General features: G+C 67.8%; 21 protein-coding genes and 1 riboswitch. Of the genes, 5 read left to right on the forward strand and 16 right to left on the reverse strand.

What is annotated here, in order from left to right:
- Positions 1 to 23 precede the first annotated feature (23 nt).
- A complete protein-coding gene (locus ACILRJ_RS01985) occupies positions 24 to 293 on the reverse strand; it encodes an NHLP-related RiPP peptide (RefSeq protein ID WP_395679835.1) in 270 nt (89 codons plus the stop codon).
- A gap of 344 nt (positions 294 to 637) precedes the next feature.
- On the opposite strand from ACILRJ_RS01985, the gene ACILRJ_RS01990 reads away from it, so the two are divergent.
- Together ACILRJ_RS01990 and ACILRJ_RS01995 are read left to right on the forward strand one after the other, a co-directional pair.
- Positions 638 to 1,807: a putative peptide maturation dehydrogenase gene (locus ACILRJ_RS01990; RefSeq protein WP_395679837.1), complete on the forward strand. Its 1,170-nt coding sequence runs from the start codon at positions 638 to 640 to the stop codon at positions 1,805 to 1,807.
- A 55-nt stretch (positions 1,808 to 1,862) separates the two neighbouring features.
- Positions 1,863 to 4,418 (forward strand): putative peptide modification system cyclase, encoded by a 2,556-nt coding sequence (locus tag ACILRJ_RS01995; protein WP_395679839.1) that lies wholly within the window; start codon positions 1,863 to 1,865, stop codon positions 4,416 to 4,418.
- An 11-nt stretch (positions 4,419 to 4,429) separates the two neighbouring features.
- Here the strand turns inward: ACILRJ_RS01995 and ACILRJ_RS02000 are convergent, their stop codons facing one another.
- On the reverse strand, positions 4,430 to 4,690 hold the full coding sequence (locus tag ACILRJ_RS02000) for an NHLP-related RiPP peptide (protein WP_395679841.1): 261 nt from the start codon (positions 4,688 to 4,690) through the stop codon (positions 4,430 to 4,432).
- A gap of 171 nt (positions 4,691 to 4,861) precedes the next feature.
- On the opposite strand from ACILRJ_RS02000, the gene ACILRJ_RS02005 reads away from it, so the two are divergent.
- Complete coding sequence (locus ACILRJ_RS02005; RefSeq protein ID WP_395679843.1) at positions 4,862 to 6,067, forward strand: putative peptide maturation dehydrogenase; 1,206 nt, start codon at positions 4,862 to 4,864, stop codon at positions 6,065 to 6,067.
- Positions 6,068 to 6,112: 45 nt separating this feature from the next.
- Here ACILRJ_RS02005 and ACILRJ_RS02010 read toward each other — a convergent pair whose 3' ends face one another.
- From ACILRJ_RS02010 to ACILRJ_RS02040, 7 genes are all read right to left on the reverse strand, one after another.
- On the reverse strand, positions 6,113 to 8,362 hold the full coding sequence (locus ACILRJ_RS02010; protein WP_395679845.1) for a molybdopterin cofactor-binding domain-containing protein: 2,250 nt from the start codon (positions 8,360 to 8,362) through the stop codon (positions 6,113 to 6,115).
- Positions 8,352 to 8,822: a (2Fe-2S)-binding protein gene (locus ACILRJ_RS02015; RefSeq protein WP_395679847.1), complete on the reverse strand. Its 471-nt coding sequence runs from the start codon at positions 8,820 to 8,822 to the stop codon at positions 8,352 to 8,354. The genes ACILRJ_RS02010 and ACILRJ_RS02015 overlap by 11 nt, the downstream gene beginning before the upstream one ends.
- A gap of 99 nt (positions 8,823 to 8,921) precedes the next feature.
- Positions 8,922 to 9,509, reverse strand: a complete 588-nt coding sequence (locus tag ACILRJ_RS02020; protein WP_395679849.1) for an NTP transferase domain-containing protein — start codon at positions 9,507 to 9,509, stop codon at positions 8,922 to 8,924.
- The gene (locus tag ACILRJ_RS02025; protein ID WP_395679851.1) at positions 9,502 to 10,533 is read right to left on the reverse strand and encodes an XdhC family protein; all 1,032 of its coding nucleotides are present in this window, start codon (positions 10,531 to 10,533) and stop codon (positions 9,502 to 9,504) included. The genes ACILRJ_RS02020 and ACILRJ_RS02025 overlap by 8 nt, the downstream gene beginning before the upstream one ends.
- Positions 10,534 to 10,611: 78 nt before the next feature.
- Positions 10,612 to 12,390, reverse strand: coding sequence for a potassium/proton antiporter (locus tag ACILRJ_RS02030; protein ID WP_395679853.1), 1,779 nt, complete (start codon positions 12,388 to 12,390; stop codon positions 10,612 to 10,614).
- A 136-nt stretch (positions 12,391 to 12,526) separates the two neighbouring features.
- Positions 12,527 to 14,026 (reverse strand): YifB family Mg chelatase-like AAA ATPase, encoded by a 1,500-nt coding sequence (locus ACILRJ_RS02035; protein WP_395679855.1) that lies wholly within the window; start codon positions 14,024 to 14,026, stop codon positions 12,527 to 12,529.
- Between the two features lie 340 nt (positions 14,027 to 14,366).
- Positions 14,367 to 14,633, reverse strand: coding sequence for an accessory factor UbiK family protein (locus tag ACILRJ_RS02040; protein ID WP_395679857.1), 267 nt, complete (start codon positions 14,631 to 14,633; stop codon positions 14,367 to 14,369).
- A gap of 289 nt (positions 14,634 to 14,922) precedes the next feature.
- Here ACILRJ_RS02040 and glnK point away from each other — a divergent pair, with 289 nt between their 5' ends.
- A complete protein-coding gene (gene glnK, locus ACILRJ_RS02045) occupies positions 14,923 to 15,261 on the forward strand; it encodes a P-II family nitrogen regulator (RefSeq protein ID WP_395679859.1) in 339 nt (112 codons plus the stop codon).
- 112 nt (positions 15,262 to 15,373) lie between these two features.
- On the opposite strand, the gene ACILRJ_RS02050 is transcribed toward glnK, so the two are convergent.
- Positions 15,374 to 15,931: a TMEM165/GDT1 family protein gene (locus tag ACILRJ_RS02050; protein WP_395679861.1), complete on the reverse strand. Its 558-nt coding sequence runs from the start codon at positions 15,929 to 15,931 to the stop codon at positions 15,374 to 15,376.
- A 90-nt stretch (positions 15,932 to 16,021) separates the two neighbouring features.
- Positions 16,022 to 16,130: riboswitch (yybP-ykoY riboswitch) on the reverse strand.
- 332 nt (positions 16,131 to 16,462) lie between these two features.
- On the opposite strand from ACILRJ_RS02050, the gene hemP reads away from it, so the two are divergent.
- Positions 16,463 to 16,654, forward strand: a complete 192-nt coding sequence (hemP, locus tag ACILRJ_RS02055) for a hemin uptake protein HemP (RefSeq protein WP_395679863.1) — start codon at positions 16,463 to 16,465, stop codon at positions 16,652 to 16,654.
- 10 nt (positions 16,655 to 16,664) lie between these two features.
- Here the strand turns inward: hemP and ACILRJ_RS02060 are convergent, their stop codons facing one another.
- Genes ACILRJ_RS02060 through bioB form a run of 6 tightly spaced genes read right to left on the reverse strand, consistent with a single transcriptional unit; the run spans position 16,665 to position 21,950 of the window.
- Positions 16,665 to 17,660 carry a multidrug resistance efflux transporter family protein gene (locus ACILRJ_RS02060; RefSeq protein ID WP_395679865.1) on the reverse strand — a complete coding sequence of 332 codons (996 nt, stop codon included), beginning with the start codon at positions 17,658 to 17,660 and terminating at the stop codon, positions 16,665 to 16,667.
- Positions 17,660 to 18,574 (reverse strand): malonyl-ACP O-methyltransferase BioC, encoded by a 915-nt coding sequence (gene bioC / locus ACILRJ_RS02065; RefSeq protein ID WP_395679867.1) that lies wholly within the window; start codon positions 18,572 to 18,574, stop codon positions 17,660 to 17,662. The genes ACILRJ_RS02060 and bioC overlap by 1 nt, the downstream gene beginning before the upstream one ends.
- The gene (bioH, locus tag ACILRJ_RS02070; protein WP_395679868.1) at positions 18,571 to 19,332 is read right to left on the reverse strand and encodes a pimeloyl-ACP methyl ester esterase BioH; all 762 of its coding nucleotides are present in this window, start codon (positions 19,330 to 19,332) and stop codon (positions 18,571 to 18,573) included. The genes bioC and bioH overlap by 4 nt, the downstream gene beginning before the upstream one ends.
- 26 nt (positions 19,333 to 19,358) lie before the next feature.
- Positions 19,359 to 19,745 (reverse strand): hypothetical protein, encoded by a 387-nt coding sequence (locus ACILRJ_RS02075; protein ID WP_395679870.1) that lies wholly within the window; start codon positions 19,743 to 19,745, stop codon positions 19,359 to 19,361.
- Positions 19,742 to 21,049: an 8-amino-7-oxononanoate synthase gene (gene bioF / locus ACILRJ_RS02080; protein ID WP_395679872.1), complete on the reverse strand. Its 1,308-nt coding sequence runs from the start codon at positions 21,047 to 21,049 to the stop codon at positions 19,742 to 19,744. Before bioF ends, ACILRJ_RS02075 begins: the two co-directional genes overlap by 4 nt.
- Positions 20,937 to 21,950, reverse strand: coding sequence for a biotin synthase BioB (bioB, locus tag ACILRJ_RS02085; protein ID WP_395679874.1), 1,014 nt, complete (start codon positions 21,948 to 21,950; stop codon positions 20,937 to 20,939). Before bioB ends, bioF begins: the two co-directional genes overlap by 113 nt.
- Between the last annotated feature and the right edge of the window lie 77 nt (positions 21,951 to 22,027).

Raw genomic sequence — 22,027 nt, forward strand, 5'->3', positions numbered from 1 at the left:
TCGGGTTCAACGGTGTGGCAACGTCATCCCACCTGGGGGACGCGCATGGCCATGGCGCTGGCGACGTCGACATCCGACAGGTTGTCGAGCAACTTGGCGTAGTCATCCGCCGAGGCGAGCGTTCGCGGACAAATGCACGCAGCTGGAAGGTGGACAATCGTCTCTGCATCGACCCCGAGGTCGCGCAGCGCTGCGGCCGGTTTTGCAGCGAAAGCCGAGCGGAATGCGTTGTCCTTGGCGAGCTTGCCGAGCAATGTCCTCGCCTGTTGGTCCGTAAGCTTGGAATCAGCCATGAATCCCTCCCGTAGTCGAAACCGGCGGCAATGTGGCATACCTGCTCCCTCACCGCCACACAGGAGCTGGGACTAGCGATGCAAGGGCTATACCAGTCACTCGAGGTGAGCGGCTTGCACCTTCCGCGATCCATGGTTCCGACAACATGGGCCGAGACGCCGATTTCATCGATGCGCGTGCCGAGTCAAAAGCCCGCTCGAAATGGCTTCGTGCGACGGTTTTCGACGACGGCTACGTCGCAATGCCCGCGCCGCTGCCGCGGCATCCGCGTCGAAGACGCGGGTGAGCTGGGCTGTGCATCGCGTAGTCTGCGTCTTGTGCTGCTTTCACACCTGGAATAACCATGCGCTTGCGCCGCTGCCAGACCCTGCTGATCGAGCCCCGCGAACGGCGCGAACTCGATCTTGAATTGCTGCTTTCGGTCGCGCCCAAGATCGGCTCCTCGCTCGAATGGTTCGCTCTTGCGCCACACCTGGACAAGGAGGTGCCGCTCGATCCGGCCGAGTTCGCCGTGCTCGGTGCGGTGTCGCCGACCGACTGGATCGACCGGGACGAGCTGGTGGGTGCACATGCGCCCGTCCTGGTGGATGGCCTCCGCGCCAAGGGTCTGCTCGTCGCCGAAGGCGGCGAAGCGGCGGCGGAGGTGGCCGATCGTGCGCTACGCGCCACGCACTGGCGCCCGCTGTCGGCGGTGGCGCATCGGCATTCGCGCTGGCGCAGCATCGATACGGCGGCCGAGGCACGGCGGCTGGACGAGATCTGTGGCGACGAGTGGCTGGACCATTTCGGCGCGCCGCCGCCGCCCGCAATCGACTGTGCCGCCGAAGGCAGGCGCGTCGCGCTGCCGCGCGCGGAAGTCTCCGCGCTGGACCGACTACTTGACCGCCGCGTGACCTGCCGCAATTTCGATCCGGCTCGCGGCCTCAGCCTCGACGAGGTCGGCGCGGTGCTCTGGCGCGCGTTCGGCGCGCGCACCGAGGTGGAAATCACCGGCGTGCGCGTGCTCAAGAAGGGCGTGCCTTCCGCCGGCGGGCTGCATCCGACCGAAGCGTACCTGCTGGTGCAGCGCGTCGACGGTGTCACGCCGGGCCTGTACCACTACCATCCGCTGCATCACGCGCTGGAGCGCTTGCGCGAGCTGTCATCGAACGAGGCGGACGAACACAACCAGCGCTTCGTCGCGGCCCAGGCGCACTTCCGCTCGGCCCCGCTGCTGCTCGTGATGGCCAGCCGTTTCGAGCGCAATTTCTGGAAGTACCGCAACCACGCCAAGGCCTATCGCGCCACGATCCTCGATGCGGGCCACCTGTCGCAAACGCTGTATCTCGCCGCGACGGAACTCGGTCTTGCCGCGTTCATCACTGCCGCCGTGAACGAGGGCGACATCGAAGACGCGTTCGGGCTCGATCCGATGCAGCAGGGTGTGATCGCGGTCAGCGGCTTCGGCCATCGCTCGGCGCAGCGCATCGACATCGAATTCGATCCGCTCCATGCGGTATGGCCGCCAACATGAGTGGCGGGCCCGCCGCGGAGTCCCCGCTGGCACTCGCGACCCGTTCCGGCGCAAAATGCCACCTGCCTGCCAGGGGACCACGTCGGGCGTGAACGCAGAGGCATCATCAGGGATCGAAGCAGGCGTGACCGGCACTACTTCGGTGCTGCGTACGCTTGTGCTCAGCGACCTGGTCGATTCGACCGCACTGGTCGAGCGCCTCGGCGACCAGCGCGCGGCCGAACTGTTCCGCAAGCACGACAAGGTCGCGCGTGCACTGATGCAGCGCCACGGCGGCCAGGAGATCGACAAGACCGACGGCTTCCTGCTCGTGTTCGAGCGCCCGATCCAGGCCGTCGCCTATGCGCTCGCCTACCAGCGCGAGCTCGCCCAGCTCGGCGCTCAGGAGAAGATCGACCTCGCCGCGCGCATCGGCATCCATGTCGGCGACATCGTCGTATGGGACAACAGCGCCGCCGACGTGCAGCGTGGCGCCAAGCGCACCGAAGTGGAAGGCCTGGTCAAACCGGTCGCCGCGCGCCTGATGGGCCTCGCCCTGCCGCGACAGATCCTGATGTCCGGCACCGCTTACGACATCGCACACCGCGCCCAGGGTGAACTCGGCGAAGCGCTCGCACGCGTGCGCTGGCGCACGCATGGCCGTTACCGCTTCAAGGGCGTGCCCGACCTCGTGCCGGTATTCGAGGTCGGTGAAGAAGACTTCGCGCCTCTGCGCGCCCCGACCTGGTCCGGCAAGGCGCACCGCGAGATGCCGGTCTGGCGCCGGCCTACCGCGATGGTCATGGAAGCGATCGCCCTGCTGCTTCTGCTCGCGGTACCGACGTGGTACCTGCTCAAACCCGCGCCGGCGATCGCCTTCGCGAACCGCGACTGGGTGGTGGTGGGCGATCTGAAGAACCTGACCGGACAGAAGGTGTTTGACGAGTCCTTGCAGAGCGCGTTCCGCGTCGGACTCGAGCAATCCCGCTATGTCAACGTCGTTCCGCAGATGCAGGTGCGCGATTCGCTCAAGCGAATGGAGCGCGATCCGATCGCCACCGCGGTGGACCGCACGATTGGCGCCGAAGTCGCTGTGCGCGAAGGTGCGCGTGCACTCGTGATCCCCACCGTTGCCGAAGTCGGCGGCCACGTGAGGATCACTGCCGAGATCGTGGATCCGAACACGCAGACGACGGTGTACAGCGACTCCGTCGATGCGCAGGGGGACGAGGGGCTGTTGCCCGGAATGGACGATTTGTTGCGCAAGATGCGCGGACGACTGGGCGAATCGTTGGCGTCGGTCAGCGAGGCATCAAGGCCGCTCGCGCAGATCACTACCAGCAACATCGATGCGCTGCGCGCATTGGGCAAGGCCGAAGAAGAATACGGCCGCGGCAAGATCAACGATGCGATCATGCTACTCAAGGAAGCCTTGCGACTCGATTCGAAGTTCGCCCTGGCCTGGGTGCGATTGAGCACGCTGCAGAATGCCTTCCTCGGCGACGCAAAGGCAGCGCACGCAAGTCTGCAGTCCGCGCTCGCAAACCGTGACCGTCTGAGTGCTCGAGAGCAACTCTTCCTTGACGGCACGGTGGCACAGTACGAAGACGCAGACCGTTGGATCGAGAAATGGACTGTCGCGACTCAGCTTTATCCCGACGCAGTCGCTGCGCAGCAAAACCTCGGAATTGGCTATTTGTGGTATCAGCATCAACTCGACGAGGCCATCCCGCATTTCTTGGCAATCGCCAATTCGCGACATCCGCTGCGCGGACTCAGCTGGTGCGCCCTCGCCGTGATCGAGACTGAGAAAGGGAACGATTCAGTCGCAATGTCGCACATTGCGAGGGCTAGAGAACTTTCTGCAGTGATGCCACATTTCGAGGACGTGGCGCCCGATCTCGCTGCGCGCCGATATGCAGCGGCGACTGCTCGCCTGAAAGCCGTTTCATCGTCGCTTCCCGAAGCGCTCCAGGCGGAGCGCCAATTGAAATTCGCGGCGATCGCCGTAGATCAGGCGGATGACGCCACCGCGAAGTCGGCGTTGGAGGCAGCGGCGCAATACGCCGATAAGTCGTCCTCTGCCCCACAGCGAGCGAGAGTTCGACTCGCGCGGGCTGCGTTCGACAATGCGACCGGCGCGACCGGCGCCGCGCAGCAACTCGTGTCGCTGATCGACGGTGAGATCATGCGGCTCAGCGAGCAGGATACGACCATAGACGGAAGTGCGCCGATCCATCTTGCGTTGGCAGCGATGCTTGCGAGCCGCTCCGGCAACTTTTCGAAGGCGAAAGCAGCGCTGGATGCATCGCGAGCAAATGCGCTCAATCACGGGTTCTACGATCGCGCAGCGCTGTGGCGGACCGCTGACTGCGAAGTACGACTCGCGAAGGAACCCACATCGCGCGCTACGTGCCTCGCAGGCCTCGTCGATGGACGCGAGTATTATCAAACTCACGTCGCCCTGCATCTCGCGTACAAGGCAGCGGGCGCGGATGACAAGGCAGATGAGCAGGCCGCGTGGTTGCGGACACATCGCGGTCGCGCTACCGCCGAACTCGAGAACGAGGTCGCGCTCATTCCGAACCTGTTGGACGCCCGACTATTGTCGGGCGCCCGAGCCCCCCGTTGACAACAGCTGCCTTATTTCGCCCCGATGACGATGAACACGGCGATACAGCTCTTGTCCGTCTGCGGATCGGCAAGAAACTGCTGGCGGATCTTTGCGATATCTGTCATCGAGGGCAGGGAACGGACAGACGGCACTGCCGAGGGGTCAACGGAGATTCCGAACGGCTTCAACGCCGATGCGGGATCACCAAGCATCTGTTCGCGAAATGCCTGGTCGGTCGACAGCATTTCCAGAACTTTCGCAACGGCGTCGTTCGATGCACCTTGGATCATGATTTTCCCCTTCCTGAACGGAGTGTGCGATCACCGCGCAACGCTCAGGCGTCGAACGCGGCCTTGGTTTTTGCGCGCCGCGTTCAGTCGCGACAATGTGAATCATCGACGGGGCACACGGCAGCGGCACCGCCTTTCTAGCACAACTTGTCTCGCGGAACGCAGCCAGCGATGAGCGATTCGACTTGGGTCAGGCGTTGCTTTGCAGTCTATTTGCACACCGAGAGGCGAACCAGCCTCGATTTTGGGGAGTTGCTTTCCGGGCGCGATCCCGTGATCAAGGCGCGCGTCTGCATCGCCCTGGCGCCCCACCTGGCGGCACCCGTTGAGCTCGACTCGCCGCTGGTTGCCGCGCTTGATCGAATCGACGAGATGGAGTGGATGTCGTACCAGCAATTGGGCCACTCGATCGACCTGGCCCTGCTGGCGCGCCTGATCGATTGCGGTCTCGTGTTCCAACGTGGCATCGAAACGCGCGCCTACCACCGTGATTGTGCGCTGCGCGAATCGCATTGGCATCCTCTGCTCGCCACCGCGCACGCATTGTCACGCTGGAGTAATGTGGACAGCCTCGAGGCCCAGGAAGGCTCCGGCATCTGCTCGACGGCAGACCTCATTGCTGCCAGCGGCTTGCCGCCACCGCATTATCATTCGCGCAGTGACGCCGAAGCGCGTGTAGCGCTTGAGCGACCTCGCATAGGTGCACTCGATGAGGTCATGCATCGACGCACGACGTGCCGCAATTTCGATCCCGACGCCACGCTGCCAATGACGGATCTCGCGACTATCCTTCATTGTACGTTCGGCGAGCAGGGTCGCGAGCAAATCGAACCCGGCGCCGTGGCGTTGAAAAAGAACCATCCCTCGGGTGGCGGCTTGCATCCTCTGGAGGCGTACCTGCTGGTCCAGCGTGTGGAAGGTGTCGATCCGGGTCTCTACCACTACAACGTCGAGTCGCACGCGCTCGATCGGCTGCCAACCCCCGCCGAATTCGACATCGCCGATTTCGCGCGCCGCATGGTTGCAGGACAGCACTACTTCGCGGATGCAGCCGTGCTGCTCGTCGTCGCAGTTCGCTTTCCGCGGTCGTTCTGGAAGTACCGCAAACACCCCAAGATATATCGCGCGATCCTGATCGAGAGCGGCCACGCATCGCAGAATCTCTACCTGGCCGCGACCGAACTCGGTCTCGGTGCGTATGTGACCGCGGCGATCAATGAAATCGACATCGAAGCGGCGTTTGGACTAGACCCATTGCTGGAAGGGCCGATCGCCGTGTGCGGGTTCGGTCCGCGCGCCCACACGCGAACCACGGTCGAACTCGATCCCTCCGAACGCGTGTGGGACGCGACGGGGCATCTGAAGCGTCCGACGTGATGGCCACGCGACGAGGCATTGCCGCACCGGCGTATCGGCAGATCTTCAGGCCAACCGGAACGGCAACTTGCGCAACCGCTTCCCTGTCAGTGCAAACACCGCATTGCCAACCGCCGGCGCGATCGGTGGCAACCCGGGTTCGCCACAGCCGCCCATCGCGTCCGTGCTTGGCACGATGTGCACTTCGACGACCGGCATCTCGGGCAGGCGCAGCGCGGGGTAGTCGTGGAAGTTGCTCTGCTCGATGCGGCCGTCCTTGAGCGTGAGTTCGCCGTGCAGCGCGGCCGACAGGCCGTAGGCGATCGCGGACTGCATCTGCGCCTCGACCGTCAGCGGGTTCACGACGGGTCCGCAATCGATCGCGCAGACGACGCGATGCACACGTATGGCGCCCTTCTCGACCGAGACCTCGGCCACGTGTGCGACGTAGCTGCCGAACGAGGCGTGCACGGCGAGGCCGGCGCCGCGGCCCGGTGGCAGCGGCTTGCCCCAGCCGAATTTCTCCGCCGCAAGGTCGAGTGCGCGACGTTCGCGCGCGTCCTTCGGCAGCATCGCGCGACGGTACGCAAGCGGATCCTGCTTGGCGGCATGCGCGCATTCGTCGAGGAAGCTCTCGACCACGAACGCGGTGTTCGAGTGTCCGACCGAACGCCACCACAGCACCGGCAGCGGGCTCGACGGCGAATGCAGGTCGACGCGATGCGCGGCGATCGCCGCGAGGTACGGCGAATCGGCCGCGCCTTCGACCGAGGTCGCGTCGACACCGTCCTTGACCATCATCGGCTCGAACGGCGTACCGGCCGCGATCGACTGGCCGACCAGCGTGTGCGTCCACGCCGCAGGCCTCCCGTCGGCAGCGAGCGAGGCACGCAACCGCGACAGCCACATCGGCCGGTACCAGCCGCCGCGGATGTCGTCCTCGCGCGTCCACACCACCTTGACCGTGCGCTTTGCCGCCTTCGCGACGAGCGCGGCCTCGACGATGAAATCCGATTGCGGATTCGCGCGTCGACCGAAGCCACCGCCGAGGAAGGTCGTGTGGATGCGTACTTTCCCCGGCTCGATGCCGAGCGCCTTCGCGACGTTCAGCTGGTCGACACCCTGGAACTGCGTACCGGTCCAGATCTCGCAGCCGTCGGCGCCGAGCGTGACGGTGCAGTTCAGCGGCTCCATCGGTGCGTGGGCGAGGAACGGCGTTTCGTACTGCGCCTCGATGACGGTGTTCGCCGCTTTCAGGACTGCCTCGGCGTCGCCGGCGACTTTCGCTGGCGCGCCCGGTGTCGCGGCCAGCTTGCGGTATTCATCGCGCAGCGCGGGCGTCGATGCCTTCGCGAACGCGCCCTCGTCCCACTCGAGCGCGAGCGCATCGCGCCCCTGTTTGGCAGCCCAGAAATGATTGCCGAGCACGGCGACGCCGTTCGGCACCTCGACCACGTCGATGACGCCGGCGATCGCCTTCGCCTTGGTTGCGTCGAACTTCTTCAGCTTCGCGCCGAACATCGGCGCGCGCGCGATCACCGCCACCGCCATGTCGGGCCGTTTCACGTCGATGCCGAACTCGGCCGCGCCGGTCGTCTTGGCGAGGCTGTCGAGGCGGCGCGTCGGTTTGCCGATGATGGTCCAGTCCTTGGGCGCCTTCAGCTTCACGTCGGCAGGCATCGGCAACTTCGCCGCGGCTTCGGTGACCTCACCGAAGCGCACGCGATGAGCGCCATGCACGATGACGCCGCGCTCGACGCGGCAATCCGACGCCTTCACGCCGAGCTTTGCCGCTGCCGCTGCGATCAGCAGTTCGCGCGCCATCGCGCCGGCCGTGCGCAACTGGTCGAACGATTCCCAGGTGCTGGTCGAACCGCCGGTCATCTGCGTCCCGTACGCGGTGTGCGCGTACTCCTGCGCGGCCGGCGCATGTTCGACACCGATCGCGCTCCAGTCGCAGCCGAGTTCCTCGGCGACGACCATCGGCAGCGAGGTCCAAACGCCCTGGCCCATTTCCGAATGCTTGAGCAGGATCGTCACGCGGTCATCGGCTGTGATGCGGATGAACGCGTTCGGCGAAACGGGCGGCTTCGCGACCGGTGCCGCTGGCGCCCCTTCGGCCAGCGCACGACGCATTGCCTGCGGCAGGAAGCAGGCCACGACCAGTCCGGCTGCCACGGATGCAGCCGCCTTCAGGAAGGCGCGGCGCTCGACACCCTCACGGCCGGCAGCTTCGCCAGCGAGCGGGGTTCCGCACGCGGCAGTTTCGCCTGCCCGTCGCCGCAGCTCCTCGGGATTCATGCCGTCACGCCACATGACCGCTCTCCTTCGACAGTTCGGCCGCGCGATGCACGGCGCCGCGGATGCGCTGGTAGGTGCCGCAGCGGCAGAGGTTGCCGGCCATCGCGGCATCGATGTCGGCATCGCTCGGCTGCGGTTTCTGCGCGAGCAGCGCGACCGCGCTCATAATCTGGCCCGACTGGCAGTAGCCGCATTGCACGACGTCGAGTTGCTGCCACGCGCGCTGCACCGGGTGCGAGCCGTCCTTCGACAGGCCTTCGATCGTCGTGATCGACTTGCCGGCTGCGGCGACCGCCGGCAGCACGCACGAGCGGACCGCCTGGCCATCGAGGTGGACCGTGCACGCACCGCACTGCGCCATGCCGCAACCGAACTTGGTGCCGGTCAGGCCGACGAGGTCGCGCAGCACCCACAACAGCGGCATGTCGGTCGGCGCATCGACCTCATGCGACTGGCCATTGACGACGAGCTTCATAGGACGTCTCCCGCGGCGGGCCAAGCGCTGAGGCTACTCCCGTCGCGCTGCCCGCGCCATCGCCTTCTCGTCGATGCCGAACGCGTACAGGGCGCGTTCCTACCGGCATGGCGGCCGCGCGAGATCGCCCGGTGTATCGAGGTCCTGCGCAAGCGCCGGTGCATCGATCGCGACGACCTCGGCGGTGCGCGTGCGCAGCAGCGAGCGTGCACCGACATCGCCTCGCAGTCGACCGATCTCGTCGAACCAGCCGCGCGGCAGGATCGCCGGCACGCCGAGCACAGCGGCATACGCGCTCGCGACGGCGCGCGCCGGATCGCTGCGCCATGTCGCGCACAACACCGCGAGGTGCGCGGCTTCCAGCGCGGGTTGGTCGGTCAGGGCGACGAGCGCGCCGTCGACATCGGCCGGCAGCGCCGCGAGACCTGCGCGCAGCGAGGCCGACAGGCCCTCTGCGGGGTCGCGCGCCAAGACGCAGTGCGCATCGACCCCGGCGAGCACCGCGCGCATTGCTTCGGCTTCGTGACCGAGCACGACGACGAGCGCGGCCGGTCTGGTCGTCAGCAACGCGCGTGCGGCGCGGCGCAGCAGCGCTTCACCGTCGATCTCGACCAACTGCTTCGCATGGCCCAGCCGCGTCGACGCGCCGGCCGCGAGCAGGATCGCCGCGTGGCGCGGCTCAGCCATGCGCTGGTTGCGCGAACGTCTGCTGCAACTGGGCCGCGATCGCGAGCGCTATCGCCTCCGCACCTTCACCGCCGAGCGGCAGGCCGACCGGTGCGTGCAGGCGCGCACCGAGCATCGCGCCCTCGTCGTCGCCGATCTCCCTGAGCAGTTCGTCGCGCCGCTCGGTCGGTCCGAGCAGGCCGATGTAGGGAATCTGCGAAGCGGCCAACGCGCGCAGGCTGCGTGCATCGAGATCGAGGTTGTGGTTCATCACCAGCGCCGCATCGAAGCGCGCGCGCGCGAAGATCGTGGCAAGCTCGTCGGGCCCGTCCCGGTGCTCGGCGTCGACGCCCGCCGACGCTGCAAAGCGCAGCCAGCGTTCGCGGTGTTCCGCCAGTTCCACGCGCCAGCCGAGTCGACGCGCGAGCGCGAGCAGAGGGGGTGTCTCCGGCCCGGCGCCGAGCAGCAGCAGGCGCGGTGCACGTGCGACATGCAGGCGGCACGCATCGTCCGGCAGCGCGTCGTCGTCGACCGGCCCTCCGCATTCGTCGAACGCGAAGCGCTGCTCGCCGACGACTGCGCGGCCGGCGCCGGTACGCGTGTCGCCGGCGACCAGCGTCAGTTCGAGATCGAGGTCGTCGGCGAGCGCCGCGCGCAAGGCGCTGCGCAGCGGTGACGCCTTCGCGGGCAACGGCAGCAGCAGCACGTCGGTCGATCCGCCGCAGCCGGTGCCGGAACCGAACACGCGGTCCTCGTCGCCGCTGCTGTCGAAGCGTGCTGCCTGCGCCGCACCGTTCGCCAGTACATCGCGCGCGCGTGCTTCGAGTTCCGCTTCGAGGCAGCCGCCGGACAGCGCGCCGACGCGCACGCCGGCCGCATCGAGCAGGATCAGTGCACCGGGCTTTCGATAGGTCGAGCCGCTGCTGCCGACGACCACGCACAGCACGCTGTCGCGGCGTGCCGTGGCGAGCGCGTCGACTCCGGCGACGAGGGCGCGCAGACCGCCGAGTGGCGGCAAGTGAGACAGTTCGACTTCGATCGGCATGCGAACGACTTTCCGAGGGGTCGGCCATCATAGCGATGTGGATGTGGCAACGACGCAGACCACGTCACAGCTCGTCGCTCAACGCGCGACGAACCGTTGCGGCAGCAATCGCGCGAGCCATGGTCGGCGTACCAGCACGTTGCCGAGTCGCTCGAGCTTGAGACCGACCTTGCGCACGCCATCGTCATCGAGCTCGCGCGCGATCAGGCTGACCGGGCCGAGCCGCACGCGGTCGCCGACCTCGATCGTGTGTTCGTAACGCCGTGCGAAATGCTCGGCGAGCGTGAGCGGCGCGTCCTTGGCGCGGATCGGCAACGCGTAGAAATCCGCGACGTCGGCGAGGCGCACGTCGGCATCGAAGCTGAACTCGCCGAACATTTCGCGTTCCGCCTCGATCGCCTCATCCGGCGGCGCGAACAGCCAGTCGAGCCGGTACACGCGTCCCGGCGGCGCGAGCAGGTAGGCATAGTCGCCACTGCTGAGCGAACCCGCGACATCGGGCATGTGGATCTCGCCGTTGCGCACGACCATCACCAGCCGCGCCCAGCCGGGAAGCGCGGTACCGATCAGGATGGTGGCGCCCGGGGCGACCGCATAGCCGACCATCTCGCGTTCGAGCGAGCCGGGCAGGTCGAGCTCGACGCGCCGCACGGCACGGTCGCGATGTGGCAAGGCGACGTCGAGCAGGCGCGCGGCGAGTCCGAGCGTCCAGCCTTGCACCAGCAGCGAGGCGAGGACGACGACGAACGCTACGTTGAAGATCAATTCGGCATTCGGCAGCTTCATCAGCATCGGGATCGACGCGAGGAAGATACCGACCGCGCCGCGCAGTCCGACCCAGGCGATGAAACCGATCTCGCGCTTGCCATAGCGGAACGGCACCAGGCACAACGCGACCGCGAGCGGTCGGCCGACCAGCATCAGGAACGCGGCAATGCCGAGCGCGGGCCAGAGTGCATCGCCGAGCGTGTGCGGCGTCGCGAGCAGGCCGAGCACGAGGAACATCACGATCTGGCACAGCCAGGTGCCGGCATCGAATACCGACAGCAGGTTGGCGAAGCCGGGCACGTTGCGGTTGCCGACGATGACGCCGGCGACGTACACCGCGAGGAACCCACTGCCGTGCAGCGAGCCGGTCGCACCGAACACGAACAGCGCCGCGGTGCCCAGGAACAGCGCCGCGAGCCCGCCCGACAGCGGCAACGTGCGCAGCGCGGCGGCAATCGCGAAACCACCGAGCGCACCGCCGAGCGCACCGATGCCGAACTGCAGCGCAAGCTCGCGCAAAAGCTCCGAACCTTCGATGCCGGATGGCGCCGCGAGGAACTCGGCGAGCAGGGTTGTCAGCAGCACGGCGACAGGATCATTTGCGCTTGACTCGATCTCGAGCGTTGCGCCGACGCGGGAACGCAATTGCAGGCCGCCCGCGCGCAGCAGGAAGAACACCGCGGCCGCGTCGGTCGACGCCACCACCGAACCGAGCAGCAGTGCCTGCACCAGTCCGAGTCCGAGCAACCATTGCGCCGCAAGCCCGGTCAGCGCCGCCGTGACCACCACGCCGACCGTCGCCAGCAGCAGGGTCGGCGCGAATACTCCACGGAAACTCTCGCGGCGCGTGCGCAGGCCGCCGTCGAACAGGATCACCGCGAGCGCGAACGAGCCGATGCGGTAGGCGCCGGCGACGTCGTCGAAGCGGATGCCGCCCGGCCCGTCGATCCCGGCGAGCATGCCGACCACGAGGAACACCAGCAGCAGCGGCGCACCGAACCGGCGCGCGAGCAGGCTCGACCCGATGCCGATCAGGATCAGTGCGGCGGCCGCAGCGAGCAGCCAGTAGGTGTTGTGGATCGCATTCATCGCAACCCGATCATATCCGCACCCGTTGTCGGGAGCGGTGGCAGCGTTGCAGGACGGAGCTTGCTCCGCTGCGCTTGCGCTTGGCGTGACCTGAGCCGAGCAAGCTCCACAAAAAGGCCGACCACTGCCCGGAGGCTCAGGCCCTGAACCGCCGGTACTGGATCGCCTCCGACAGATGCTCCGCGTCGATGCCGTCGCTGCCGGCGAGATCGGCCGCGGTGCGCGCGACGCGCAGCACGCGATGGTAGGCGCGCGCGGACAGGCCGAGGCGTTCGACCGCGCGGTCGAGCAGGCCATGCAGGCGATCGTCGAGCACGCAGTCGCGTTCGACCTCGCGGTTGCCGAGCCACGCGTTCGGCTTGCCGGCGCGCTGCAACTGGCGCGTGCGTGCGGCGATCACGCGCGCGCGCACGTCCGCGCTCGTCTCGCCGCGGTGGCCGTTGCGCAGGTCCGCCTGCGCAACGCGCGGCATCTCCAGCTTGAGGTCGATGCGGTCGAGCAGCGGACCGGAGAGGCGTGCGCGATAGCGTGCGATCGCGTCCGGCGTGCAGCGGCAGCGACCGCCCGGATCGCCTTCGTAACCGCACGGGCACGGATTCATCGCCGCGACGAGCTGGAAGCGTGCAGGAAACTCCGCCTGGCGCGCGGCGCGCGAGATCGCGATGCGGCCCGACTCGAGCGGTTCGCGCAGCACTTCGAGCACATGGCGATCGAACTCGACCACTTCGTCGAGGAACAGCACGCCGTGATGCGCGAGCGAGATCTCGCCCGGGCGCGGCACCGAGCCACCGCCGACCAGCGCTACCGCCGATGCGGTGTGGTGCGGCGCGCGAAATGCGCGTTGCTTCCAATTCGCGACCTCGGTGTCGTGGCCGGCGACCGAGCGCACTGCCGCGAGTTCGAGCGCCTCGCCTTCGTCGAGCGGCGGCAGGATGCCCGGCAGGCGGCTCGCGAGCATGGTCTTGCCCGTGCCTGGCGGACCGACCAGCAGCAGGTTGTGTGCGCCGGCCGCGGCAATTTCCAGCGCGCGGCGTGCATGCGGCTGTCCGCGCACGTCGGCGAGGTCGGCGAATACGCGCGCGGCCTCCGCGCCGACTTCGCCCGCCTGGGCTTTCGGCAAATCGATGCGCCCGGCCAGGTGCGCGCAGACTTCCAGCAGCGAGCCGGCGACGCGCACATCGGCCTGCTCGACCAGCGCGGCTTCGGCGCCGTTGCCGCGCGGAACGACCACGCGCCGACCGCGCCGCGCCGCCTGCAGCACCGCTGGCAGGACGCCGTTGACCGCGCGGAGTTCGCCGGACAAGGCGAGTTCGCCGATGAATTCGTAGCCCTCGAGTGCCTGGCGCGGCACGGCGCCGTTCGCGGCGAGCACGCCGATCGCGATCGGCAGGTCGAAGCGACCGCCGTCCTTGGGCAGGTCGGCTGGCGCGAGATTGACCGTGACCTTGCGCTGTGGCCATTCCAGTTGCGCGTTGAGGATTGCGGCGCGCACGCGGTCGCGAGCTTCCTTCACCGCGGTTTCCGCCAGGCCGACGATCGAGGTTCCCGGCAGTCCGCCGGACAGGTGTACCTCGCACGACACCAGTGGCGCGGCGATGCCGTCCTGCGCGCGGCTGTAGACCACGGCGAGGCTCATGCGTGCGTGCCTTGCGGAAAAAAAGAGCCCGCTGTCCGCGCCGTGGGGTGAACTGCGCTGGTCAGCGGGCGTCCCGGGAAACGAATCCGGTGGATGCATTCCATGCGTGCGACCTCCCTGCCGCCGGCACACTCGCCCGTTGCCGCCGTGGGCGTCGCACCGCATGTGTAGCCGAAAAACCTGCGTCGCGAAAAACTTGAACTCGGACCTCGAACCCAGGCCGTTCGTGTTGAGCACAGCGGAGCGAAGTTCCGCGAAGTCGAAACACCGGAAACATCCGTGATTCCCGTGCCCTTCGACTACGCGCCGTCGGCGTTGCGCTCAGAGCGAGCGGAAATTTCTAATGTCGCGGCGAACTGTCGATACCGAGCGCGCGTTCCAGCGCGAGCAGTTGCTGTTCGAGTTCCTCGATCTTTTCGCGCGTGCGCAGCAGCACGCAGCGCTGCACGTCGAATTCCTCGCGCGAGACAAGATCGAGATCGCGCAGGCCAGCCTGCAGTGCGCTGCGAAACGTCGCGGTGAGATCGGCGCGCGCTTCGTGAAGTCCTGGCGGCACCAGCGCGGCAAGACGCTGGGCAAGCGAATCGAGGGATTGGATCTGGATCATGCGTTCACCCTGGCATGCGGATGGATCTGCTGCGGTTGCCCCGTGACCTGTTCCGGTCGTTCGGGACCTGTTCCCCCCGCTCCGTGGGGGCGACCGATGGCGAACGCAATGTCCGCCACCGGCCGGAGCCTCCCTGCGGCGTCGTTCCTTCGACGCGCCTCCCCGCCAGAATCAGTCTACGCGGGCGCGCGGATTGCGCCAGACGGCGAATTCGGAACTCCTTGTAGGAAATTTCCTACACCGGTCGATCCGCTATAGTCGCCGCCGGACACGACCCAAGGAGGCTGCCATGCAGATGGTCATGGCGATCATCAAGCCGTTCAAGCTCGACGACGTGCGCGAGGCGCTCGCCGAGGTCGGCGTGCAGGGCATCACGGTCACCGAGGTGCGCGGCTTCGGACGCCAGAAGGGCCATACCGAGCTGTACCGCGGTGCCGAATACGTGGTCGATTTCTTGCCCAAGATCAAACTCGAGGTCGCGATCGCCGACGAGCAGGTCGAACGTGTGGTCGAGGCGATCAGCCAGTCGGCGAACACCGGCAAGATCGGTGACGGCAAGATCTTCGTTTGGCAGCTCGACCGCGTCGTGCGCATCCGCACCGGCGAACTCGACGCCGACGCGTTGTAGGGCGGATCGAGCCCAGGCGCGAGTCCCGCCGCCCCATCGCGAAGGGGCGTCACGCGCGTTTTGTGGGAGCGCCGGCTTCCGCCGCTCCCACATCGGCGACGTCGCGTGATGGTCACTTGAGCACGATCCACGCCCCGAGCGCAGCGAACAACACCGCCGCGGCGATGCGCGCGGCCTTCAGCGGCAGCCGCGACGCGAAGCGTGCGCCGAGCCAGACCACCGGCACGTTCGCGAGCAGCATGCCGATCGTGGTACCGGCGACGACCTGCCACAGCGGGTGGTATTGCGCGGCGAGCACCACGGTCGCGACCTGGGTCTTGTCACCCATCTCGGCCAGGAAGAACGCGATCAGCGTCGCCACCAGCACGCCATGGGTCGAGCCGCGTTCGGCGCCTTCCTCGTCGGCCGCGTCGGGTTTGAGCGTCCACAGGGCGACCGCGAAGAAACTCAGTGCGACGATCCAGCGCAGCGTCTGCGGCGAGAACCATTGCGCGACAACCGCGCCAGCGGCGCCCGCGAGCGCGTGGTTGGCCAGCGTGGCTACGAAGATGCCGATCACGATCGGCCATGGACGGCGGTACTTCGCGGCAAGGATCAGCGACAACAGCTGGGTCTTGTCGCCGATCTCGGCAATCGCGACGGCAGCGGTCGAAACGAGCAGGGTCTGCAAGGAAAGCTCCAGCGGGCCGGGATCTGGACGCGATGGTACGCGCGCGCAGTCCCGGCCCGGGTCTGCCCGCACGCACCAAAGGTCTTGCCGGACGGGATCGCGATGATCCGTCGCGCGCGCCATGACGTTGTCCGCCAAGTGTGTTGACGCGCGCCCCGCGACGGTTCGCCGCGGTCGACTACTCCCCGATGGAGTGTGCGCAGTGTAGTCGGGTGGCGCGATGGTCGCCAGGACGGCAAGCGCGACTCGCAGGACGCTTCGACTCCGCGTCCTGCGGCCGCTGCGCTCAGCGCGAACGGCTTATTCATGGAACTCCGAGCCTCACCTCCGTTCGTTCCGGGCGCAGGCGCGCAACGCCACCTCACACCGTTCGAACCAAGCGCAGACGCGCAGCGCCGGAGTCGAAGGGCTTTCCAACCGGACTCCGCACACCGCTTCCGCCCTTGGCAAGGAGCGGATACATTTGGATTCAATGACTTGACACGTCAATGCGAATCATTATCATCAGATTCCCATCGACTGGAGCTCGCCATGTTCGACTCGAACACCGCCCTGCCAGAGAACACCAACCCCTCTGGCGTCACCAGCGTCGCGCCTCCGCGTGCCGCGCGCATCAGCAGTGGCCGTCTGCTCGCCGGCCAGCGTGAACTCGTGATCGAACACGCCGGCCAGGAGTATCACCTGCGCCTGACGCGCAACGACAAGCTGATCCTGACGAAGTAGCGTCGTTCGCTCACGCGCCGCGATCGGTCGCGACCGCTTCCGCGTCCGGTGCGTCGATCGCCGGGCCGCGGCCGACGAGCCAGCCGAGCCCGACGATGCCGGCGACGACCAGTACTGCGCCGAGTACGGCGACGCCGTGCGGCGCGGGTTCGCCGAGCAGTACGACACCCAGCGCGCTCGAGAACAGCAGTTCGGCCGCCTGCATCGCCTCGACGGCGCCGAGTGCGGCGGGATCGTTGCGGACCATGCCGGTCGCGCGGAAGAACAGGATCGTCGCGATCGTGCCGGTGAACAGCGCGACGCCACCGGCCAGCAGCACCTGCGTCATCGGCGGCGGCCCGGCCACCTGCCACGCGCCCGCCGCGACCAGCCAGAAGAACGGCTGGCTCGCGAGCGTCATGCCGAACACGCGCTGGGTCGCGTCGAGTGGCTCGCCGCTGCGCTCGAGGTGCAGCAGGATGGCGCGGTTGCCGAGCGGATAAAGCACCGCCGACGCCGCGACCGCGGCGAGCGCAAACCACGCGTCGCGATCGAGGTGGCCGCCGAAGTGCGCGCCCTGCATGAGTGCGACGCCCGCGACGATGACGGCACCGAGCGCGAGTGCGGCGCGCGGCAGGCGCGCGCGACGTCCTCGATACAGCAGCGGCCCGAGCAGCATGCCGGCGATGACCGTGAGCTGGAACGTGCCGGCGACCAGCCACGCGGGCGCGTACGCGGCGGCCCAGGTCAGGCAGACACAGAACAGCCCGAATCCGATGCCGCTCCATGCCAGCCATGCGAGCGGATGCGCGCGCAACGCGCGCCACACCGGCGCATGTCCGCGTTGCACGGAGAGCACGAGCGCGAGCATCGGCAGCGTCAGCAGATAGCGCAGCGACGCCGACCACGCCCAGTGCCCGCCAGCGTTCGCGATCGCGCGATTGAGCACGTAGGTGGACGTGAAGAAGAGCGCGGCGGCAAGTCCGAGCAGGACCGCGACCAGCGCCTGGCGTGCGCGCGCCTGCATCAGCGGCGCCGGCTGCCGCGCAGCCGTTCAATCGGGAAACTCGCGACATCGCCGCCGTGTCCGCGCACGGGCTGGCCGGGCACGGGAGCGCGCGCGATCGCGTAGACGACCTCGTAGGTCGCCGGCAACACGCCATCATGGCGGAAGCGCTCGTACGCGGCGATGACGCCGGCGAGGTGCGCCTTGCCGGTCAGGCTGCGCTGGCGCCGCGCATCCGCATTGGTTGCACCAATCGCGCGCAGCTCGCGCATGAGGTCGCGCGCATCCGCGTAGGTCAGGGTGAAGTCGTCGCGTTCGAGCACGGGGTCGCGGAATCCGCTCGCGAGCAGGCCGTCGCCGATGTCGTGCATGTCGATGAAGCGGCTCACATGCGGCATGCGATCGACCTCGGCGAAAGCGGCGCGCAGTTCCTTCAGCGTGTCCGGCCCGAACGTCGAGAACAGCAGCAGGCCGTCCGGCCGCAGCACGCGACGGAATTCCGCCAGCGCAAGCCCGGGATCCTCGCACCATTGCAGGCACAGGCTGGAATGCACGAGGTCGACGCTGGCATCGGCGAGCGGCAGCGCCTGCGCGTCGCCGCAAAGAACAACAAAGGGGTCAGGTTCATTTTCGGAACGCGTCGCGGGGTCGTCGTCGCGCTTGCCCCACTTCGTTCTCCCCACCTGCAACATCGGCAGCGCGAGATCGAGTGCAATCGTCTGAGCCTCCGGGTAGCGCGCGGCCAGTGCCACGCAGCCTTCGCCGGGGCCGCAGCCGACATCGACGATGCGCCGTGGTGCAAAGTCGGAGATGCCGTCGAGGTGCTCGCGCAGGCGCGTCGCGACTTCCGCCTGCAAGGCCGCATGCGCGGCATAGCTCGCTGCCGCGCGACCAAACGCGCGGCGGATGTGCGTGCGGTCCAGGCCGGCGCTCATGCGGACTGCTCCGTCTCGAACGCCACGAGCGCATCGGCGATCGCCGCTGCGAACTCGAGAAACGGCGCATGCCCACTGTTGAATTCGAGGTGGCGCGCGCGCGGCGCGTGCGCGGCAGCCCATTGCAGCGCCCCGGGGGGCACCAGCCGGTCGCGTCGGCCACCGAGCCACAGGCTCGGCATTGCGAGTCCGGCCAGTGCATCGCGAAAATCGCACCTGTCGAGCGCGGCAAGCCCGTCGCACAACGCTTCGACGCGCGGTTCGCCGCGCGCGAACACGCGCTTCTTCAGCTCGCGCAGTTCGGCCTGCGCATGCACCGAACCCATCGTTTCGAGCGCAAGAAAGCGTTCGATCGCGTGCCGATAGCGCGCATGCAGTTCGCTCGCGAACTCGCCGAACACACTTGCGGCAACGCCGTGCGGCCAGTCCGGCGCCGCGACGAAGCGCGGGCTGGATGCGATCAAGCAGATGCCGCGCACGTGCCCGGGACCATCCAGCGCCGCACGCAGCGCGACCAGCCCGCCGAGCGACCAACCGACCCACAACGCGCGCGGCGTCGCCGCCGCAATCGCGCGCGCGCTGTCGGCGATGTCGAAATGCGCCTCGTCGCGGCTATGGCCATGCCCAGGCAGGTCGACCAGATGGATGCGGAAGTGCGGCTCCAGCGCAGCCAGCAACGGCGCGAAAATACCACCGTGCATCGCCCAGCCGTGGATCAGCACCAGGTCAGGACCGCTTCCGTGTGTTTCGATATGCATGTCGTTTCCGTCGTGTGGCCGGTGCTTCAGCGCCCGGCACGCCCATCCATCGAAAGGCGTGCAGCGACGATACGTGGTGCGAGCAGCCGCCAGAGATGATGTGCATAGCGGCGCCCACAGCGGCCGCGGGCTCGCAGCCAACGCGGGCGACACCGATTGCGCAGAATGCGCTCGGCAAGCCAGGACTGGTCGAAACCGTCCCAAACGCCGGCGGTCGCGCACAAATTAGCACTCAGCGCCGGATGGACTTCGTCGAACAGGATCGTGCGCAACTGATCCATCGGGTAGTTCGACCGCGCGAGTTCGCGCGCGGCGGCACGCGCGAACGAACGATAGTCCGTATCCAGATAAAGGTCGGAAAGCGCCCTCCATACCGCCTTTCGCGCGGTCAGTTCGTCGGCGATCGGGTTCATCGTGCAGTACCGGCGAGCGCATCGAGCAGCTTCTCGACATCGCTCTCCGCATGCAGCGCCGACAGCACGACGCGAAGGCGCGCCTGTCCTTGCGGCACGGTCGGCGGGCGGATCGCGGGCACGTACAGGCCGGCGGCTTCGAGTCGTTGCGAGCAGGCGAGCGCGGCCATCGCGTCTCCGACCAGCACGGGCTGGATCGGCGTGCGCGAGGAGAGCAGAGGAATGCCACGCGCGGCGGCACCGTCGCGGAAATGCGCGACCAGCAGCGCGAGGCGATCGCGCCGCCAGCCCTCGAACCGCGCGATGTCGATCGCGGCACGTGTCGCCGCAGCGAGCGCCGGTGGCAGCGCGGTCGTGTAGACGAAGGTGCGCGCCGATTGGACGAGGCCGTCGATCAGTGCCGCACTGCCGGCGACGAACGCGCCGGCGACGCCAAGCGACTTGCCGAGCGTTCCCATCAGCACCGGCACGTCGTCCTGCGAAAGGCGGGCTTCGGCGACGCTGCCGGCGCCGTCGGGACCGAGCACACCCAGGCCGTGTGCATCGTCGATCATCAGGGTCGCGTGCTGCGCGCGCGCGAGCGCCGCCAGTTCACGCAGCGGCGCGACATCGCCGTCCATGCTGAACACGCCGTCGCTCGCGAGCAACGCGGCGGCCGCGGGTCTCGCCTCGAGCTGGCGCGCCGCGCTCGCGATGTCCGCATGCAGATAGCGCTTCAGCGTGCAGTCGGCGAGGCGTGCCGCATCGAGCAGGCTCGCGTGGTTGAGCTTGTCCTGCACGCAGAGATCGTCGGCACCGAGCAGCGCGGATGCGACGCCGAGGTTGGCCATGTATCCGGTCGAGAACAGCAGCGCGCGCTCGCGACCGGTCCAGCGTGCAAGCGCGACTTCGAGCGCCGCATGTTCATCGCGATGCCCACCGAGCAGGTGCGCAGCCGACGCACCCACGCCCCAGCTGGCGGCGGCGCGCACGAGCGCCTCCCGCAAGGCCGGATGCTGAGCAAGGCCGAGGTAGTCGTTGCTGGCGAAGTTCGTGAGGCGCCGACCATCGACGACGACGGTCGCGCCGTCGACGGCCTCGACCGTGCGCAGCCGGCGCAGCAGCGACGCGCGCCCGCGCTCGGCCTGCGCGGCGGCGAGGCGCGCGAGCAGGTCTGGCCGCGAGTGCGGCGCTGCTGCCATCGCGCCGCGATCAGGCGGCCGCTTCGGCCGCGCAGGGTTCGAGGATCTCGGCATGCACGGTGCCGGGTTCGATCTCGACCTCGAGCGCATGGATGCCGAGGCGCGCGAACAGCGCCTGGTCATGCTCGACATCGGGGTTGCCGGTCGTTAGCAGCTTCTCGCCGTAGAAGATCGAGTTCGCGCCGGCGAGGAAGCACAGTGCCTGCAACTCGTCGCTCATCTCGGCGCGCCCGGCCGACAGGCGCACCATCGACTTCGGCATCGCGATGCGTGCGGCCGCGATCGTGCGCACGAACTCGAACGGATCGAGTTCCTTCGTTCCCGCCAGCGGCGTGCCAGCGACTTGCACGAGGCGATTGATCGGCACCGAATCAGGATGCGCGGGCAAGCTTGCGAGCGCATGCAGCAGGCCGGCACGCTGCGCGCGGGATTCGCCCATGCCGACGATGCCGCCGCAACAGGTCTTGAGGCCGGCGTCGCGAACGCTTTCGAGCGTATCGAGGCGATCCTGGTATTCGCGCGTGTGGATGATCTCGTTGTAGAACTCCGGCGCGCTGTCGAGGTTGTGGTTGTAGTAGTCGAGGCCGGCAACCTTCAGCGCATGCGCCTGGCCATCGCTCAGCATGCCGAGCGTGGCGCAGGTCTCCATGCCGAGCGATTTCACCGCGCCGATCATGGCGGCGACCTTCGGGATGTCGCGATCCTTCGGCGAGCGCCATGCCGCGCCCATGCAGAAGCGCGTCGCACCGGCCGCCTTCGCGGCCTGCGCCTTCGCCAGCACCGCGTCGAGGCTCATGAGCTTTTCCGCCTCGACCCCGGTCGCGTAGCGCGCCGCCTGCGGGCAGTAGGCGCAGTCCTCCGGACAGCCACCGGTCTTGATCGAGAGCAGGGTCGACACCTGCACTGCGTTCGGATCATGGTGTTCGCGATGCACCGCTTGCGCGCGCGCGATCAGGTCGGCGAACGGCAGGTCGAGCAGCGCGAGCAGTTCGTCGCGGGTCCAGTCGTGGCGGAGGGCGGTCATGGCAGGTGGATTCGCTTAAAGTGGGTCGAGTTGCGGACGCAGGGTCGTGTTCGGTGGAAGTCTCGGGGCGGCGACGG

The organism is Dokdonella sp. (assembly GCF_044227025.1).
Lineage (GTDB): Bacteria > Pseudomonadota > Gammaproteobacteria > Xanthomonadales > Rhodanobacteraceae > Dokdonella_A.